Raw genomic sequence first — 17,912 nt, 5'->3', positions numbered from 1 at the left:
GCGCAGAGGTAAACAGTCCCATTCCTAATGTCACTGGATGGAACTCTCCACGCAAACAAATGGCGGGCACTCGGCCCGCCATCGTTCGGCTCGGACAGGGATCGCGCCCCGGCTTGGAAGATCACGAGCCGGCAAGCGCATTCAAGTCGGCGCAGAACTCCGCATAGGGCTTCGTCATTCCAGCGTCCTGGCATTCCCTCATCATCGCCTCGCGCTTCGTGTTCGGGAGAGTGGCCAGCGCCGCCCTGAACCGCGATCTCATGACGGGACTTGTGTGTCCCGTTTCCCTGATCGAACCGGTATGAACGGGCTGCAGCTGGTTGATTGGGTCAATGACGTCAAGAGCCCCCGCAGCAGCAATCCCGCTGGACGCCGAAAGAGAAAACGCCGCTCCCAAGCACATACCTCTGATATTCATGATAAACTCCTTCCCTTTGTTAATATGCGTTACCGAGCAATGTCGGTAACTACAATGTTTACCCAACCATGGATTCACTGGAGCAAGTCCAGATGGGTGTGAAGTATCAACGTTTCTGCGCGTTCACCATTGTTCGATGGTATCGCCGATACTTTGGAATGGGATGCCGGACAAATGCCCAGATTGGTGCGGGTACCGGCCTTTTGGAGTCCCTAATGTCCAAGGCGCCTCTTCGCCAGGAGCTGCCGAGATTCGACTGTAATCGGCGTCGCCGGCGGTTGCCTATACCAACGTGCAATGGATTTATCTCCATTGGGATCGGATGGTGTCTCAAGCGAGCGTAACGATAGAGCCTGAGGTGGCAGGAACGAGATTGCTGACTCCCTAGGAGCGGCAGCTGGTTGCCGCGACTGCACGTGTGGGAATCGTCGGTGCGCTTCCAGGCACGGCGCAAGCATGGGAGCGCGACCAGCGTGTCGAACCGGCGTGGGCTCAGTCCGCCGGGCTAGGCGGGTATGACGGCCGGAGGATGGCATTCGGCGACGCCATGGCTCGATTGATGCAGTTGACCGGTCTTCGTTTTCGCACGTCCAAAGTGTCCGAAGGCCCAACCCGAGGAGATTGACGTGAGTAATGATGCAATGAGCGTTGCAACTGCGACTGAAATTGCGAAAAGGGCCACCATCGAGATGAAGCTGGAGGCCATCGTCATCGGTGTCTCCGACGTCGATCGCTCCACGAGTTTCTATAGCCGTCTGGGCTGGAGGCTCGATGCGGACTTTGTCGTCGGCAATGCGTTCCGCGTTGTTCAATTCACCCCTCCGGGCTCAGCGTGCTGCGTGCACTTCGGCAAGGGCCTGACTTCGGCCGAGCCTGGGTCCGCGAAGGTAATTTACCTTGTCGTCCCCGACATCGAAGCGGCACGCGCTGAACTCGTGGCGCGTGGGGTCGACGCTAGCGAGGTGTATCATCGGGCCGGCCCAGGCCAGCCACCTGTCGGCGGCCGAGATCCAGAGGGGCGCAGCTATTCGTCTTTTGCCAAATTCGCTGATCCCGATGGCAATGGTGGCTGTTGCAGGAGATCACGCACCGATTGCCTGGTCGCGAGGACGCGCAGGACACGACATTCTCGAGTTTTTGGAGCTTGCCGCTGCGTTGCGGCGGGCGGCTTCGGCACATGTCGAGCATGAAAGGCGGACTGGCGGCCAGCGTGACGACAACTGGCCCGACTGCTACGCGCAGTTCATGGTGGCGGAACAGACCGGTGGCCCGCTGCCGACGTAGTGGCCACGCGCGGAGATTTCCAATCCTGCGAGCGACAGCTCCGGTGTCGAAATTCCCCGGGGCAGATCAAAGGTCGAGAACGACGTCCCCATCGGGCTGCGAGCAGCAAATCAGCGCATTGGCCGTCGCCGGCGCGTCGATTGGCTCGGGGCTATAGGTGACGGTCCCAGTGACGAGTCCCGTCTCGCAAGTATGGCAGACGCCAGTTCGGCATGACCATCGCGTGGGCACGTCGCAGGCTTCGGCAAGTTCAAGTAAGCTCTGAAACCGTGATCCCCAGCGGACGCTCAAGCCACTCCGGGCAAAAGAAACACGGGGGCCCGCGTTGGGAGCTTCAACCAGCGGATGCGGCGATCGCGATGGATCGCTGGCTATCCCGGGCGTCGTCGAAGGACCTGGGCCAAACACTTCGGTATGGATTCTTGCAGGGGCGACGGCGCATGTGGCAAGACCGGCAGTCATGCCACTCATGAACACCGATGGTCCGCAGATGTAGAAGTCGGCATCTGGCGGCACACCCAGATCTTGGAGTGCGCGCACATCCAAGCGTCCGATAGCGTCGAAATCGACACCTAACCTGTCCTCGCGATCGGGCGAACTGTAGCGTATGTGGGAATGGCTGCGCGTCAAGGCCTCAAGCAGGTTTCGGGCCTCTTCGGCGAAAGGATGCTCGCGACCGCAATGGGCCCCATGGAACCACCAAACTTCTTGCGTCGACGCTCGGGCTGCCAATGCGTGAAGCATCGACATCATGGGCGTAACGCCCACTCCGGCGCTCAGCAGCACTATCGGGCGATCCTCGTCCCCGAGAATGAAATTGCCCCGTGGCGCGCTCACGTCCAGGAAATCTCCAACCTGGACGCTCTCGTCTATAAACGTGCTTGCCTCGCCATGCGGTTCCCGCTTTACGCTTACCCGATAGCACGGATCCCCGGGCGCACTCGACAAAGAGTAACTGCGCATAACAGCCGGCCCGTCGGCCGAAACCGCGAGGCGCAGCACGACGAATTGGCCGGGGATGGCGGCGTACAGATGAGAGTCATCCGTAGGCTCGAGGATCAATGAAACCACAGTCCCGCTTTCATGGACCTTGCGAGCCACCTTCAGCGGCCGGAACCCCGGCCATGCTGGTGGCCGTCCGGAGACAGGGTCCAGACCGGCATTTCCCGTCGTGGTTCCCTTCTCCCCTTGTCCGAGAAGTGCTCGGAAGGATCCTTGCCAACCAGGACTCAGCGCGGGAATGCGCAGTGCGCGCTCAAGCTGGCTCCGCGGATGGCTGGGCGTGTAAAGCAGCGCGTCCACCTCGGAGACCGTCATCGCCTCTGGGCCGATTTCCACCCGAGTGATTTCATCTCCCGCCTGAACCTGGCCTTCTTCCAGTACGCGCAGGTAAAAGCCAGGCCTGCCGCGCGCGACCAGCAGCGCGGCCATACGCGGCTCATTCATCCGGATGCCAACACGGTAACAGGTGACGCGCGGCTGCGTCACTTCCAACAGCGCGCCGCCGATGCGGTAGCGATCGCCAATGCAAACCTCACGATCCGGCAAGCCATCGACCGTGAAATTCTCGCCAAATTGCCCGTAAACGAAGTCGTTGCGACCTAGCTCGCTTTGCCAGAACCGATAAGAGTCGATTTGATAAACCAGCACGGCGCGTTGTTCCCCACCGTGCCCCGCGATATCTCCTTGCCGGTCGCCATCGATGTTGAGCCGACGCACCTGGCAGAGGCCCTCGACTGGCGCTTTCCAAACGGCGGTGTCGACGATCTTGCCTTGCCATGGAATGCCGCGCGGCAATCCCACATTGACCGATAGCAAGCGAGCCATGTTCCCTCTTCTCCGTCAGCGTCGCGGGCTGCACCGCTCGCCAACATTTCACCAGAATGCCTTCAGGGTTACCACCAAAAGTACCATCGCGGGCCCGCCGATGCGACCGAGACCAAAGTATTGGAGATACCATCGTGCAATATATTCTGCCTCGTGGCACTGCCACAGTTTGTTCTGCTGAAGTGACGGACAGGTGTTTTCGTGGTCGCGATTTTACAGATGGTACTCTCGTGTCAGGGATAAATGTAGCTTTCGGCTTCCGCTTTGGTTCACAATTCGGAGAACATGATAATGTCTCATCACTATTCAGGCCCTGAGTTTGGCTTTCCTCGTGGAGACGCACGTTTGGACCTCACTGACATTTATGCCTTCCCCAAACCGGGAGACGCGAGCAAGTCGATCCTCATCATGAATGTGCATCCATCCTCGACGGTGATTGATCCACATTCCACAACCGCAGAGCCATTCGCCCCCGACGCGGTGTACGAGCTGAAGATCGACACAAACGGCGATGCAGTCGCCGATGTCGCGTATCGAGTGAATTTTGTGTCCTTATCGGAAGGAAGGCAGATCGCCTCTGTGAGTCGTGTGGAAGGCGCCTTAGCAGCTGGGGCCGACGACGGCGGGGAGGTCGTCGTCACGGCCGCACCAGTCTCGAGAGGAAGCGACGCCCAGGTAACGGAAGCAGGCGATTACCGTTTCTTCGCGGGTTGGCGAAGCGAGCCATTTTTCTTCGATACTCTCGGCGCAGTCGCTGATTTGCAATTCACGGGTGCTGATTTCTTTGCCGACAAGGATATCTGCAGCATCGTGCTGGAAGTAGCCAATTCCACGCTGGGCTCAAAGCCCATCGGTCTATGGGCTCGCATTTTGGACAGACAGGGCGACCGTTGGATACAGGTTGAACGTGGTGCTCGACCCCAGCAGGCAGTGTTCCTCCCCGGCGAGCAGAGAGAGGACTATCTCTCTGCCGAGCCGGCAGACGACAACCAGTTCATCAAGACGTTCGCGCACACCCTTGAGCACTCGGGAGGATACGGGCCTGCTGAAGCAGAGCGCGTGGCAAGAACGCTGCTTCCCGACATTCTCGTTTACAACCCGTCACGACCTGCGTCATTCCCGGAAAACGGCAGAAGCCTGACTGACGATGCCGCGGATGTCTTTATGGCCATTTTCACGAACGGCAGGGTTCCGGGGGATGGAGTGGGGCCGCACCGCGACCTGCTTGCCGAGTTCCCGTATCTGGGGTCGCCGCACAACCCGCACCTTTGAGGGTTGGAGATGTTCCCTGGGTGTTGTTCGATCCACTACCCGGCCGAACGACGCCCGTGTGTTTCATGAGGAGACAGACATGCGATTGATCCTGATTTTGATAACTGTAACCCTCGCCTTGGCAACGCCAACCTTTGCCCACCCCGGCGTTGATTCCGTCGTTTCCTTTAACGCAGGGTTGGGTCATCCCCTCACGGGCCTCGATCACATCACAGCCATGGTGGCCGTCGGGATGTGGGCCGCCGCCAAGGGAAACCGTGCGCTCTGGGTGTGGCCGTTGACCTTCCTTGTGGTGATGCTGATTGGCGGCGCTCTTGGCCTGGCGCACATCACTGTGCCGTTGGTGGAGCCTGGCATCCTGGCTTCGGTGATCATCCTGGGGCTCATGGTGGCGTCGGCGGTAAATCCGCCGGTATGGATCGGAGCTGCCATCATTGCTCTTTTTGCGCTGCTGCATGGTCACGCCCATGGAACTGAGTTGCCTGAGACCGTGAATGGGGTTGAATTCGTTGCGGGATTTGCGTCTGCCACCGCGGTCTTGCAAGCAATCGGAATCGGATTGGCGCTCGCCTTGCAGCGCTCTGCGTCAGTTCCCCTCAGTCGCGCGAGCGGCGCGCTCTGCGTCGCGATCGGGGCGGGCCTGTACGCAGGAGTTCTTTGAAGCGGGGCCAAGCAAGAGCCGTTTCTGGCGTCAGATTCATTGCTGGATTGCAGCACAAGTGGCGCTGTGTGGCTGGGACTGACGCAAGAACTGTCGACCGGGCAAACGGAGGAATGGAATGTCAGGACCAGAGATGGATGATGACGTGTCTCTCAGCCCAGGCGTCGTTCCTGGGGGTCGCGTGCGTTCGCAGTTATCCACGGCGGGGGTGGTCCATGACCTGGGCAATCTCATCCAGGTGGCTTCCTCTGCGTTGAACCATCTGGCTCGCGAGCCCAGCATCTCAGCGGTTCCGGGAATTGATATTGTAATTGCCGGTGCCAGAACCGCGTTGGATCGAGCGGGCGGGCTTGTCAGGCAGACGATCAAGACGGCCCGGGAGATTCAGGGCAATGTCGAGCATGCGAACATAAGCGTGTGCCTGGTCGAGATTGAATCTCTTGTCCGAAGTGCTCGATATGAAAATGTTCGTTTTGAGTTTCGGGTAGATTCCAACCTCCCTTTGGTAAGGTGCGATCGGGCAGGCTTGCAGAACGCGGTCCTGAACCTTGTGTTCAACGCTCGTGACGCAATGCCTGACGGCGGTTTGATCTCAATCGACGCCTTTGCCCCGGAAAGCCTTCGTCAGGTCGCCATTCGCATTCGGGACAGCGGAATTGGAATGACCGGCGAGACAGTGGTCCGGGCATTTGATCCCTTCTTCACGACAAAGGGCGGTGGCTTTGGCGGCGTCGGCCTGCCGATGGTGAAACGTTTCGCCGAAGAGTCCGGAGGAAGCGTCCATATCGAGAGCGTACTCGGGATGGGCACAACCGTGACATTGCGATTGCCCGTAACAAGCTGACGAAGCACTGCGAGCGGTCCAATCGCGACTGCGGCCGGGCACCGGGTGTGCTGTGACAATCCCCTATCACCACGAGCCGGAAACCGTGAGGAGCAACAATGGAAAAGCCGTCCATATCTGAAGGCATCACACCACTGAGTGGGTTGGCGTTGGACGAAGCGGTGGCATCCGCGCACGAGGGGATGATCCCTCCGCCCATCGAAAAATCTCTGATAGCGCGGTTTCCCGCTTCGTTCTTTGCGATCGGCCTGGGGACAAGTTCCTTCGCTGGTTCGTGGCAGTTAGCGCATCAGCTCTGGGCGGCTCCGGAGGGGATTGTTGTGGCATTGGTGTTGCTTGCGGCGTGTCTGTGGGCAGTCCTTCTGACGCTCTACATTCTGAAGTTGTCGCTGGCTCCAATGGCGTTGCGAGCAGAGCTCGCCAATCCCGTTCAGAATTGCTTCCCTGGTCTGGCGGGCGTCGGCATGATGCTCACTGCAGTGAGCATGTTGCCCTACAGCAAGATTGGGGCAGTCGTGCTGCTTTCTACGGGAGGTGTGCTCGCAGCAAGCTACGGCATCTGGCGGACCCAAATGATCTGGCGGGGGACGATTTCGATGTCCGACGCGACCCCTGCCCTATATTTGCCGGTTGCCGCGGCCTCTTTTGTCCTGAGTATTGGCTTGTCGACATTTGGCTGGTTTGACTGGGCCGAGCTGGCGTTAGGGGCGGGACTCTTCTCATGGCTGGCGACCGAATCGCTATTGTTTGGCCGGCTCTATTTTGGTGAGCCGCTAGCCAGCCAGATCCGATCGACGATGGGTGTCCAACTGGCGCCGCCGGCGGTGTGCTCACTGGCCTACGCTGATTTGTCGGGTACCGCTGGAGACGTGTTCGTCCACTCCCTCGTGGGTTATGCGCTTCTGCAAGCAATTGTCGTTGGCGCCATTCTCTCACGGATCCTACGACGCTTCTCCGCCGGACTTTGGAGTGTCAGCTTCGGGGCCACAGCATTGGCAACGTCAATTGAAAAGCTGGCTGTTCGAGGCGACACGAATGTTGCGACGGTCCTTGCTCTGCCGGTTTTTGTCGGCGTCAACCTGCTTATCCTGTGGCTAACCGTCAGAACGATCATTTCGGCTATCTCCGGTTCTCTACTGCCTGTCGCCCAGGAGGAGAAATGATCCCGTGTGCAAATTCCGCCCTGCAATAGCGGCCACGTATAGCCGTGCTTCGTGGGTCTGAAGGGCCGCGACTTGGCAGGTGCTTCGGTCGGCACTGCCACGTTCCCTTGCCACGGGCTGCTCACAACTGCCGATTTGCAAAGGAGACGCCCGCGCAGGATCGGCAGCCAAGGAAGGTCGCGAAGATTTGAACTTTGTCTCAATGGGAGTCCCGGATGACCCAAGCGATCGTAGCGGATCAAATCTATGCAATGCCCCCGCAAAAGGGCTTTACCGTCGCGCATTTTTTGACAGTGGCCGACATCGGTCGTTCGGCGCGGTTTTACGAGAAGGTCTTCGGAGGCCGCATTCTGAGCCTGGGAGATAGCAGTGGTGCGCCCGGCTACATTCAGATCGCGAATACTTGGCTGATCGTAAACGTCGGGGGTGGGCCTACCCCCGACAAACCGTCCGTCATGCTGGATGTTCCCGGCGATCCCAATTTAGTCAGCAGCTTTCTGAACATTCGCGTTGCCGATATCCACGGCTGCCATGAACTATGGCAAGCCCGAGGTGCTGAATTCATTACCGAGCCGATGGAGAAGTACGGCGAGACGCGGTGCTACATTCGCAATCCGGACGGCTATATCATCGAAGTGGGTCAAAGTGAGCCAAGGGTCGTATTTGGTTAGCCAGGGAGGCGCAAGGCCAGAACTGCACGACGAGGAGAGCAAGCATGCTGCCGAGTTGTTGGGTCAAAGCTTGTGACGAGCAGCCTATCGGTCCTGCGACTGATCTGCGGCCCGGGCGCTTCGATGGGAAATCGATGTCAAGTATCGGCGGCCTGGTTCTGATATTGGAGGAGCCAACGTCAAGAGCGTCATTGGCGAGACGTGGCCCGTACAGAACGCCGGCTGCCGCTTTTTCTCGCCTCCCGCGGCTCCCATGCCTAACTTTTTGAGCAGCGATGTCTGCTTACGGGTGGGGGCAAGCTGGCTCCAATGGCCGACATCAGGCGCGAAGCGGCCGTTCGCGTCATGCAGACGGGCGTCGGCTTCGAGTCAGATTTGCCCTCGCCCTTGCAACACCGATACACTCATCACGCCCAACACCGTAGGAAATATCGCGGGGTTTCCGAGTGGGGGGAAAGGCGGTAGCGCTCTCCCGTCTCGAACCCCCGATTGCGAGCGAATGCCTCCGATGATCAAATTTGTCCAGCAGTTTGACCGGACGCCTAACCGAACGCGAGCGTCTTTGCTGTTATCTCATCAAGAACTGGCGAAGGCGTTCAGAGCGACTTGAGCTGAAAACTTTGTCGGGCCGCCCCTCCTCTTCAACAACTCCCTTGTGAAGGAAGACGACTTTACTCGACACTTCCCGCGCGAAGCCCATCTCGTGCGTGACCACCAGCATGGTGCGCCCCTCTTCCGCCAGCGCCCGCATCACTTTCAGCACCTCGCCGACAAGCTCGGGGTCGAGGGCGGAGGTCGGTTCATCGAACAGCATGACGCGGGGGCGCTGGCCCAGTGCTCGCGCGATCGCGGCGCGCTGCTGCTGACCGCCGGAAAGGTGTATCGGATAGTGATTTAGCTTGTCGCCGATGCCGACCTTCGCCAACAGCTCCTTGGCCTCCTCGACACATTCAGCGCGCGAACGGCCCTGGACGTGGAGCGGAGCCTCGATCACATTCTCCAGCACTGTCTTGTGCGACCACAGATTGAAGCTCTGAAAGACCATGCCGACATGGGCGCGCAGGCGGTCTACCTGCGCCCGGTCCGCGGGCTTCGGGCCGGCTTTCGTCTGCTTCATCCGGATGGTCTCGCCACCTATCGAGACTTCCCCTCCGGTCGGAGTTTCCAACATGTTGATGCAACGCAACATCGTGGACTTGCCGGAGCCCGAGGATCCAAGGATCGAGACGACATCCCCATCGTTGGCGTCGAGCGAAACGCCTTTGAGCACTTCGAAAGCCCCGTAAGCTTTTCGTAGATCGCGGATGCGGACGGCTGGCACTATCTCATCTGCCGGCTCGTGCTGTTGTTGCGGCAGGCTCATGCTGCATCCTCTCTCTCGATGACGACCGGTGTCGATACAGATCTCAGATGCGGCGTCAGCCAGTATTCCAAGAGATGAATGACGCGCGTTATGACGTAGTTGATAATCAGATAGATGCTTCCCGCGACGACGAAGACTTCGACCGCGCGGTAGCTCTCGGAAATCAGCTTCGCAGCAAGGCCAGTGATTTCCATCATGGTGATCACCGAGGCCAGCGCCGTCGCCTTCACCATCAGGATGATTTCGTTGCCGTAGGCCGGAAGAGCCTGCCGGATGGCAAGGGGCAGCACGATACGCCGGAACACGGTGATGCGGCTCATGCCACAGGCACGGGCGGCCTCTATCTGGCCTTCGGGCACGGAACGCAGGCCACCCCGGATTATTTCGCTGCCATAGGCGGCCGTGTTCAGCGCAAGCGCGATGATGGCGCACCAGTAAGGCTGGCGCAGGATCGGCCATAGCACACTGTAGCGAACTGTCGGGAACTGACTGAGGCCGTAATAGATCAGAAAGATCTGGACCAACAGCGGCGTCGAGCGAAACAGGAAGATATAGGCGCGCGCGATCCACTCGAATGGGCGGATGCGTGATAGACGCAGCAAAGCCAGGATGAGGGCAAGGACCATTCCGAGCCCCACCGATACGAAAGCCAGTTGCAGGGTCAACGGGACGCCGGGCAGCAGTCGAAGAAAGGCACTGAGAAAGAAGGAAAAGTCCATTACCCCCTCCTGAGCCCGCGAGTGAAGTGCCTTTCGGCGAACTGCAATAACCATCCCGAGGCGGAGGAAATGAGCAGATAGAGGATCGCCGCCGCCAGAAAGAAGGTGAAGGGCTGCTTGGTCGAGCCCGCGCCGATCTGAGACTGGCGCAGGATTTCGACAAGCCCCGTCACCGAGATCAGCGACGATTCCTTGAGAACGAGCTGCCAGATGTTTGCCAGGCCCGGCAAGGCGAAGCGCAACGTGAGCGGCGCGATGATGCGCCGGAACGCGAGCGCTCGCGACATGCCCGTGGCGTAGGCTGCATCGATCTCTCCAAGCGCTACGACCTGATAGGCCCCACGGAAGACTTCGGTGTGATAGGCGCCCGACACGATCGCAATTGCCAAGCAGCCGGCGAAAAAAGCCGGCAGGCTGAGGAAGCCGTTGGCTCCAAAGAACCGGCCGATGGGTGTCAGGACGGCGCTGGAGCCGAAGTAGAAAAGATATATCACCAGAAGGTCGGGAATGCCGCGCAGAACCGTCGTGTAGCCATCGGCGACCGAGCGGACGATCCTTCCTCCGGAAATCTTCGCCCACGCCCCGAACGTGCCTATGATCGCTCCGGCGATGAAGCCTGCCATTGCGACCGCGATCGTCATTGCGCTTGCAGCCGCCATGGCGGCACCCCAGCCCCCGGGTGCAAAGCTGAAGACGGTCATCACCCCGAAATCATTCATGACCAGCCTCCTGCGAGACTTTGCGGTCAGGAATGCACGTGCTCCCCAGCATGTCGTTGCTCGAGAAGCGGCCCGGGTTGAACGCGGCTATCGGAATGGCACTTTCACCAGTGGCGACCAGATCAGCAATGACCGAGCCGACGATAGGGCCGAGCTGGAACCCGTGCCCGGAAAAGCCGAAAGCGTGCCAGAGATTGCGGGCGACCTGACTGGGACCGATCACCGGTATGACGTCTGGCATCAGGGCTTCCAGTCCGGCCCAGCTTCGCACGATGGTCGCGCGGCGCAGGATCGGGAAAAATTCGCAGACGGTCTGGGCGCTCACCACCATTCGGTCCGCAACGGTGTCAGCCGTCTCGCTATTCAGGTCGGGATCGCCGAGAACCCCTCCCCCGATGACGACTGTGCCGGCTTCCGTCTGTTTGAACGAAAGCACCCGGTCGATGCCGATCACCACGGGGTCGATGAAATGGGGCATGCGAGACGTCACCATCAGCGTCGAGGCAAAATGCGTCCTGGGCAGGTGCTCGCCGACCATTTCCGCGACTTGCCAGGCCCACGCTCCGCCGCAGTTGATCAAAATATCGGCCCTGAAGACGCCGCTCTCGGTCACTACGGTCCAGCAGCGGTCGCCCTGCTCGAGCCCGGTCACGCGCGTCCGCTCCATGAAGCGGACGCCAAGCTGCTCGGCACGCAGCCGAAATGATTGCGTCGTGCGGAACGGATTGGCATGACCGTCCCGGCGCGAGATGATGCCGCCACGGCAGATATCGGCTGCGGCAGGAACCAGACGCCTGAGTTCTCTGGCGTCGATCACTTCCTCAAACTCGTGGCCGAGCGAGCGCATTTGGGTCACCCGCGCATGGCACCATTCCATCTCGGCTTCGCTTTCGGCGATGCCAATCTGCCCGACACTGCCGATGAATTCGCAGTTTCTTGCCAGATCTGGACCAAGCAGGTCGTCCAGGCGCTCCCAGGCGTCCATTGCGGCTATGGATAACGGTACTTCGGCTTGGTGGCGCATCAATTGCCGTACGCCGCCCGCGTTGACGCCCGAGGCGTGGCGACCGACGGTGTTTTTTTCCAGCACGATTGTACGTAGGCCCCGCAGCGCGAGGTGGAGCGCCGTGCAGCAACCGTGGATGCCACCGCCGATCACGATTGCGTCTGTCGCGGTCATTGCGGCTTCCCAATCCGTCCCATTGTGCGGCTTCTGCTTCTCATCGCTCAAACGCGCTGGCTCGGGTCGCCGTCGACACCCATTGGCGACGGCCTCAAGTCGCGTTCGGCGTTGCCGAGCTCGGCAAGCTGAGCGACAGGCAGCGGCTTCACCGGCAGGCGCAACCGGTAGTAGCCGACGGTCTCGATGTCAGTTTCGAGGCTCTGCGCCAGGACGCGGGCGACAGTGCCCCCGCACATGCGGCCCTGGCACTGACCCATGCCGCATCTGGAGAAGGACTTGAGCTGGTTGATGTCAGTGAAGCCCTCTGCGACGAACGCGCGCAGCTCGCCAGCTGTCACCTCCTCGCAGCGGCAGGCGATTGCCTCGTCGGCTAACCGGCGTACAGCTTCGGTGGGGCGGTAGGTGCTGTCGAGGAACGCACGGAACCGGGCCTCCCGCTGGAGATGCCGACGCTCGGGAAGCGCACGCTCGTCGCGTTCGGCCCGCGAAATGCGACCGATGCGGCAGGCAGCATCAAGTGCAGCCAGTCGTCCACGATGCGCCGCCGCTCTGGCGCCGGAGATACCCGCGCCATCGCCAGCGACGGCCACCAACTCCGTGCTCGTTGCACCCCACTCGTCCGTCCAGGGACGCCAAGCCATCTGCGCGGTGTCCCACACATGCCTGCAGCGTAGACTTGCGGTGATCTGGTTGTTGGGGACCACACCCTCATGCAGAAGTAGAAGCGACGCCGACAGCCGCTGCCGCTTGCCGCGAGTTTCGAAGCTGACGGCCTCCACGCGCGAAATGCCCTCGACCGCGAGGTTGCACCCACTGAAGACGGGGATGCGGGCCTTTCGCAACGCAGCCATCCAGGACAGGCCCTTCAGCAGATCGCGACCAAAGCCCGATAGCACTGGCAGCGCTGCGAATCCGGTCTCGAACAGTCCTTTTTGCGATGTGTCGATGACGGCACTCAGCGGCGCGCCTGCTTTCATGACCTGAAGCGCCACGAGATAGGCAAGAGGCCCTGAACCGGCGATCACAGTCGGTTCTTCTGGCACCAGGCCGGACGCTTTCATAAGCGTCTGTGCCGCACCTGCTCCCATGACGCCGGGCAGCGTCCATCCTGGAATCGGAACCGGACGCTCCATTGCGCCAGTTGCCAGAATGACCCTGCCGGCTCTCGTCAGATAGGCTCGGCCCTTTTGCGATACACCGAGCTTGCCTGCAGCCGATACCTGCCAGACAGCGCTCAGGGGCTCGTATGCGGCACCGCTCCTGCGGAACCGCTCCACCAGCGCAAGTCCCTTGGCGTAGTCGGCGCCGAGAATATTGCTCAATGCGTCGTGCTTGCGGCTGTTAGCTTCTATGTTCCGATAGATCTGTCCGCCAGGCGTTGGCTGCTCGTCGAACAGTATTGTTTCCACGCCAAGTTCCGCAGCGAGTGCCGCGGCCGCCAGGCCTGCCGGGCCGCCGCCGACAATGGCAAGCTCGCAGTGTGTGCGCGGGGCATCGGTCATGCTGCGTCGAACCTTCCCGTGCCTAGTTGTGATCGCACTTGGGAGCCTTCTCTAACCGGCACCAGGCAGGCCTGCTGGTCGGCCTGCCCATCGATCTCGACCAGGCAGTCGAAGCAATTGCCGATCATGCAATGGGGCATGCGATCGGTTCCACTGACCGGCGTCGTGCGGAACCGCTCAATGCCTGCAGCCAGCAATGCCGCGGCAACGCTGTCGCCTGGCCGGCACCGCAATGGCCGTCCATCGAAGAAGATCGTCGTGGTCAAATCATCGGTCCGGAGTCGTCGAAACATGCTGGGCCTTCCGAGTGGACGCGGATGTGTCGGTTTGGCGTCCGAAGAACCGGGCCGGCCGAAAATCCTGCAGCGCATCGTTGTCCGCGTCGCCCGCGAGTTCGGCGGCAACAACTTGTCCGAGCCAAGGCGCAAGCGTCGCTCCGCTATGGGTGACGGCAGCATAGTAGCCGCTTACTTCTGGGACCGGACCGACGGCCGACACGCCGTCGCCTGGGATCGCGCGATGCGACAGCCGCATTGCGTCGGGCCTGGCCCCTGCAAGCTCCGGATAGATGCGCGATGCGCGCTCGATCATCGCGACAGCAGCGGGGTAAGTATCGTCCGAACTGCTTTCCAGCGTGAACCCTTGTTCGTCGTGCTCGCTGTGCAGCATGATCCGACCCGCGCCATCGGGCCGGAGGTTGACTGCACTCGTGCGGACCACCCGCCGCACACCCGATTGGGCGGGGGCGGTCACAACGAGAAGGCCGATCGTGGGAGCCAGCGGGAAGGTCATGCGCACGTCCTGACCCAGATCATTTGCCCAGCGGCCAGTGCAGTTGACGACCACGTCTGCACCGATCGTCGTTCCTGACGCCGTCTTGACGCCCGTGACCTTGTCGCCGCTCAACTCGACGCCAGTGACGCTCTCGCGGCGCAATTTCGCCCCGAGGTCGCGCGCCTTGCCGAGGAAGAATTCGATGTAGACGCCGGGGTCCATCCAGCCTTCGTCGGCAAAATAGGCGATCTTCGCATCACCTGAAGCCTCCCGAGCCAGGGCGGGCTCAAGCTTGTGTAGCCTGTCCGCCGAAATCCATTCGGCGGCATAGTTCCATCCAATCAAACGGGCGACGCGATCATCGAGTTCTTGCGCCTCATGCGCGTTCGAGCGCCATTCAACCGCTCCGCCACCATGGAACCAGGGACGGGCGCCGAATTCGTTTTCGAGTTCCCGGTGCGCGCGCATCCCCAGTGCATTGATCAGGTGGTAGTTGTAGGGACTCTTTTCGTTCGAGTTGGTCCAGGCAAAGCTCGAACCACTGGTGCCGGCGCCGGGATGGTCGCGCTCAACAATAGTCACGGAGTGGCCTCGTTCCACGAGGCGATAGGCGATCGACGTGCCGAGGAGCCCGGCACCCACAACGACAAACTGGGTCATGCTATCAATTTTTCCGATGGACAAGATGGGCGGGCCGCACATTTGCGCCCGCCCGGCTGAACTCAATCCTTGGGCGTGATATCAACCCCGAACCACTTTTCCGTTAGGGTCCGGTTGAACCCGTCGGTGTTGACCTCGGCAATGGCCGCGTCGAACTTTGCCTTGAGCGCGGTGTCGTCTTTGCGCATGGCCACATTGGCTGTACCGCTGCCGAGAACGCCTTCGATGAATGTAGGTCCGGCAAGGGTTGCGCCGGCCATGTCTGGCTGCTTCATGGCGGCCTTGAGCATAGTGATATTGCCCATGACCAGGTCGATGCGGCCGGCGGCTAGGTCGAGGTTGTGTTCGTCCGTTGTCTTGTATTCGCGGATTTCGACCAGGTCCTTCAGCTCGGCCGTGGCAAATGTCGCCGCCGTCGAGGAGCCCTGGACGCCGAGGACCTTGCCCTTGAGCGCCGTGGCCATCGCAGCGATCGCTTTCTTGGCGCCTTCCGGGTCCTTCTTCAGGCTGTAGTCGACCCTGGAGCCAAGTTCCGAGGCCAGCGGATTGTCCTTCATCATCATGAAGGCGTTGGGCGCCTTGGCGTAAGGCACAGAGAATGAGGCCACCTTCTGCCGCTCGGGCGTTACCGACATTGACGCGATGATGGCGTCGAACTTTCCGGCGTTGAGCGCGGGCAGCATGCCGTCCCAGTCCTGGGCGACGATCTCGCAGTCGGCCTTCATGCGGCGGCACAGTTCCTGGGCGAGATCGATCTCGTAGCCCGCAAGCTTGCCGTCGGAGGAGGTATAATTCCAGGGAGCATAGGCGCCCTCGGTCGCAATGCGTATTTTCGACCATTGGCCGGCCTCGTCCGCGCGGGCGGCTCCGGTGAGGAAAATGAGGACGCTGGCCGCAAGGCCCATCCATCGTATCAATCCCGTTTTCATTGTTACCCTCTTTTTGATTGGCAGCGCGCGAAAGGACCGCCTCGATCTATCTATCGGGGAGAGTGACGCAATCGCGATAGTCTCTGCTCAGTGGCTATTTGCGGCGCCGCAATGGCCAGTTCCGGCGCCAATCAGCTGGAGACTTCTCCCAGCAGGTGGAGAATAAAGCGAAAACAACGGCAATTGACAAATATGAAAAGCTTCGTGTTCTATAGCTTTTTCCTATAGTGATCGGTCGAGAAAAATGAACTACAGACAGTTGCAGGCGTTTCGTGCGGTGATGGATGCAGGAACGGTGATCGGCGCAGCCAATCTCCTGCACATCTCGCAGCCTTCCGTCAGCGCCCACATTGCCAACCTTGAACACGCGCTGAAGATCCAGCTGTTTGTGCGGCAGGGCGGCCGGTTGGCTCCGACCGCGGAGGCCTACCTGTTGCACGAGGAGGCCGGTCATATCGTCAAAGGCATGGCGCGGCTGCGGCGGCTGGCGGCCGATATACAGCAGCTCGATGCGGGCCGGCTGATCATCGGCGCCTATCCCGCGCTGTCCAGCTACGTGCTACCCCGCTTTATCGGTGCCTTCGCCCGCCGCCATCCGAAGCTGCGGCTAGCGCTGGAGCCGGAGGCTTCAGTACGGATCTCCGAACTCGCAGCAAGCAAGCAGCTCGACATTGGCCTGATGACTATGCCGGTAATCGATCCGGCGACGACCTGCGACCTCATTTTCGAGACCGCTTCGGTCTGCATCCTGCCGGCGGAACATCCGTTGAGCGAGAAGGAGACGATCGAGGCTTCTGACATACGCGACGAAAGCTTCATCGCGCTGGGGCGCGAGGACGGATCGCGTCAGGCGGTTGACCGCAGCCTCGACAAAGCGGGGGTTCGCGTCGAGACTCGTTTCGAGGCTCATTACAGCGACGCCGCCTGCGCTCTCGTGGCCGAGGGGCTTGGCGTCTCCATCGTCGACAAGTTCTCTGCGGAACGCTGGCGCGGAACGCTCGCCATCAAGCCGTTCCGTCCCTACGTGCCCTGCCATGTCTATCTAACGCGCAGCCGCACTCATATGTTGTCCCTCCTCCAAGAGCAGTTCGAGCGGGAGTTCCGCGTCTATCTGGAGGAGCACTTTTCCTAAAAACACGATCAGCTGCTCCAATGTGCAGCAAAGGAAAACGAGGGTCGGCATCACCCTCGGGGGATGTCCCGTTTGGGGCGCGTATCAGGGTTCGTGCTGACGCGCTATCAGGAAGGCTTATGTCCCGGAAAGTCGATGCCTCCCAAACTATCCAAAAACCGAATCTAGTCCCCCACCTTGTCCATAAGCACCCGCAATTCGGGTTGAGGCGCGACCCAGAAAGTTCGAAAAGCTTCCAGGAACCCCAGCCAGTTTCTTCGCATCGGTTGCTGATTGGGAATGCGTGCCGACGCCCATCCGCGTTCCGGCGCATAGGCGGCCTTCAACCGCTTACTTTGAGCCTTTCACGGCCAAGTGCCGGTGCCGTTCGAAGATCGCCAGCTTGTGCCCATATGTCATCCGCACCTCGGATCGGCACCCTTCGCATCTGAAGGTTTTGATGCTCTTGATCCAGGAGCCCTTCCTGACGATCGTCCTGGAGCAGCGCTGACATTGAAACATCAGGTTCTTGTCGTGCAGATCGTTTGACAGGGGCATCATCCCTCCTGGCCGAGCAGGCCGTGCCAACAGGCCCCTCGTCCACAAACCCATACCGAACGCTGCAGCACAGAACCGTGACAGAAGTCACACGATAGTTGCAGCCACCGCCAACATTCCTGCTTGGCCAATGCCGGATCGATGGCCAGATATATTAGCAATCAACGATATATTAACAGCTACGGTGCAGCCTGTTCGAATCGGGACTTCTCCCGATCGACGATCCGGCACTCGGTGTGCCGAGACGCTCGACC

Annotated in this window: 16 protein-coding genes and 1 pseudogene; 7 read left to right on the top strand and 10 right to left on the bottom strand. The window is 60.5% G+C overall.

Annotated features, from left to right (window positions below):
- Positions 1 to 121: 121 nt before the first annotated feature.
- Positions 122 to 418, bottom strand: a complete 297-nt coding sequence (locus LB565_RS05175) for a hypothetical protein (RefSeq protein WP_224582094.1) — start codon at positions 416 to 418, stop codon at positions 122 to 124.
- Between the two features lie 641 nt (positions 419 to 1,059).
- Here LB565_RS05175 and LB565_RS05170 point away from each other — a divergent pair.
- Positions 1,060 to 1,702 (top strand): annotated as a pseudogene (locus tag LB565_RS05170) (VOC family protein).
- 66 nt (positions 1,703 to 1,768) lie between these two features.
- On the opposite strand, the gene LB565_RS05165 reads toward LB565_RS05170, so the two are convergent.
- Positions 1,769 to 3,529, bottom strand: coding sequence for an MOSC and FAD-binding oxidoreductase domain-containing protein (locus LB565_RS05165; protein WP_224582093.1), 1,761 nt, complete (start codon positions 3,527 to 3,529; stop codon positions 1,769 to 1,771).
- 291 nt (positions 3,530 to 3,820) lie between these two features.
- Between LB565_RS05165 and LB565_RS05160 the strand changes: the two genes are divergently transcribed.
- From LB565_RS05160 to LB565_RS05140, 5 genes are all read left to right on the top strand, one after another.
- Positions 3,821 to 4,801: a DUF4331 family protein gene (locus LB565_RS05160; protein WP_224582092.1), complete on the top strand. Its 981-nt coding sequence runs from the start codon at positions 3,821 to 3,823 to the stop codon at positions 4,799 to 4,801.
- A 79-nt stretch (positions 4,802 to 4,880) separates the two neighbouring features.
- The gene (locus tag LB565_RS05155) at positions 4,881 to 5,462 is read left to right on the top strand and encodes a HupE/UreJ family protein (protein ID WP_140502870.1); all 582 of its coding nucleotides are present in this window, start codon (positions 4,881 to 4,883) and stop codon (positions 5,460 to 5,462) included.
- 133 nt (positions 5,463 to 5,595) lie between these two features.
- Positions 5,596 to 6,306 (top strand): sensor histidine kinase, encoded by a 711-nt coding sequence (locus LB565_RS05150; RefSeq protein ID WP_224582091.1) that lies wholly within the window; start codon positions 5,596 to 5,598, stop codon positions 6,304 to 6,306.
- 98 nt (positions 6,307 to 6,404) lie between these two features.
- Positions 6,405 to 7,469, top strand: a complete 1,065-nt coding sequence (locus LB565_RS05145; RefSeq protein WP_224582090.1) for a dicarboxylate transporter/tellurite-resistance protein TehA — start codon at positions 6,405 to 6,407, stop codon at positions 7,467 to 7,469.
- A 215-nt stretch (positions 7,470 to 7,684) separates the two neighbouring features.
- A complete protein-coding gene (locus tag LB565_RS05140) occupies positions 7,685 to 8,140 on the top strand; it encodes a VOC family protein (protein WP_224582089.1) in 456 nt (151 codons plus the stop codon).
- Between the two features lie 568 nt (positions 8,141 to 8,708).
- On the opposite strand, the gene LB565_RS05135 is transcribed toward LB565_RS05140, so the two are convergent.
- The 8 genes from LB565_RS05135 to LB565_RS05100 form a co-directional block, all read right to left on the bottom strand.
- Complete coding sequence (locus LB565_RS05135; protein WP_224582088.1) at positions 8,709 to 9,503, bottom strand: ABC transporter ATP-binding protein; 795 nt, start codon at positions 9,501 to 9,503, stop codon at positions 8,709 to 8,711.
- Positions 9,500 to 10,222, bottom strand: coding sequence for an ABC transporter permease (locus tag LB565_RS05130; RefSeq protein WP_224582087.1), 723 nt, complete (start codon positions 10,220 to 10,222; stop codon positions 9,500 to 9,502). The genes LB565_RS05135 and LB565_RS05130 overlap by 4 nt, the downstream gene beginning before the upstream one ends.
- Positions 10,222 to 10,941, bottom strand: a complete 720-nt coding sequence (locus tag LB565_RS05125; protein WP_224582086.1) for an ABC transporter permease — start codon at positions 10,939 to 10,941, stop codon at positions 10,222 to 10,224. The genes LB565_RS05130 and LB565_RS05125 overlap by 1 nt, the downstream gene beginning before the upstream one ends.
- Entirely contained in the window at positions 10,934 to 12,121 is a 1,188-nt protein-coding gene (locus LB565_RS05120) for an NAD(P)/FAD-dependent oxidoreductase (RefSeq protein WP_224582085.1), read from the bottom strand. Before LB565_RS05120 ends, LB565_RS05125 begins: the two co-directional genes overlap by 8 nt.
- 47 nt (positions 12,122 to 12,168) lie before the next feature.
- Complete coding sequence (locus LB565_RS05115) at positions 12,169 to 13,626, bottom strand: NAD(P)/FAD-dependent oxidoreductase (RefSeq protein WP_224582084.1); 1,458 nt, start codon at positions 13,624 to 13,626, stop codon at positions 12,169 to 12,171.
- The gene (locus LB565_RS05110; RefSeq protein ID WP_140709768.1) at positions 13,623 to 13,919 is read right to left on the bottom strand and encodes a (2Fe-2S)-binding protein; all 297 of its coding nucleotides are present in this window, start codon (positions 13,917 to 13,919) and stop codon (positions 13,623 to 13,625) included. Before LB565_RS05110 ends, LB565_RS05115 begins: the two co-directional genes overlap by 4 nt.
- Complete coding sequence (locus tag LB565_RS05105) at positions 13,894 to 15,060, bottom strand: NAD(P)/FAD-dependent oxidoreductase (protein ID WP_224582083.1); 1,167 nt, start codon at positions 15,058 to 15,060, stop codon at positions 13,894 to 13,896. The genes LB565_RS05110 and LB565_RS05105 overlap by 26 nt, the downstream gene beginning before the upstream one ends.
- 62 nt (positions 15,061 to 15,122) lie before the next feature.
- A complete protein-coding gene (locus LB565_RS05100) occupies positions 15,123 to 15,989 on the bottom strand; it encodes a transporter substrate-binding domain-containing protein (RefSeq protein WP_224582082.1) in 867 nt (288 codons plus the stop codon).
- Positions 15,990 to 16,233: 244 nt separating this feature from the next.
- On the opposite strand from LB565_RS05100, the gene LB565_RS05095 reads away from it, so the two are divergent.
- Entirely contained in the window at positions 16,234 to 17,121 is an 888-nt protein-coding gene (locus LB565_RS05095) for a LysR substrate-binding domain-containing protein (protein ID WP_224582081.1), read from the top strand.
- Positions 17,122 to 17,912: the final 791 nt, after the last annotated feature.

This window comes from Mesorhizobium sp. CA14, from assembly GCF_020165195.1.
In the GTDB taxonomy this organism is placed as follows: domain Bacteria; phylum Pseudomonadota; class Alphaproteobacteria; order Rhizobiales; family Rhizobiaceae; genus Mesorhizobium.
The sequence above is the reverse complement of the archived record's forward strand: the minus strand, read 5'-3'. Positions and strand labels throughout refer to the sequence as shown.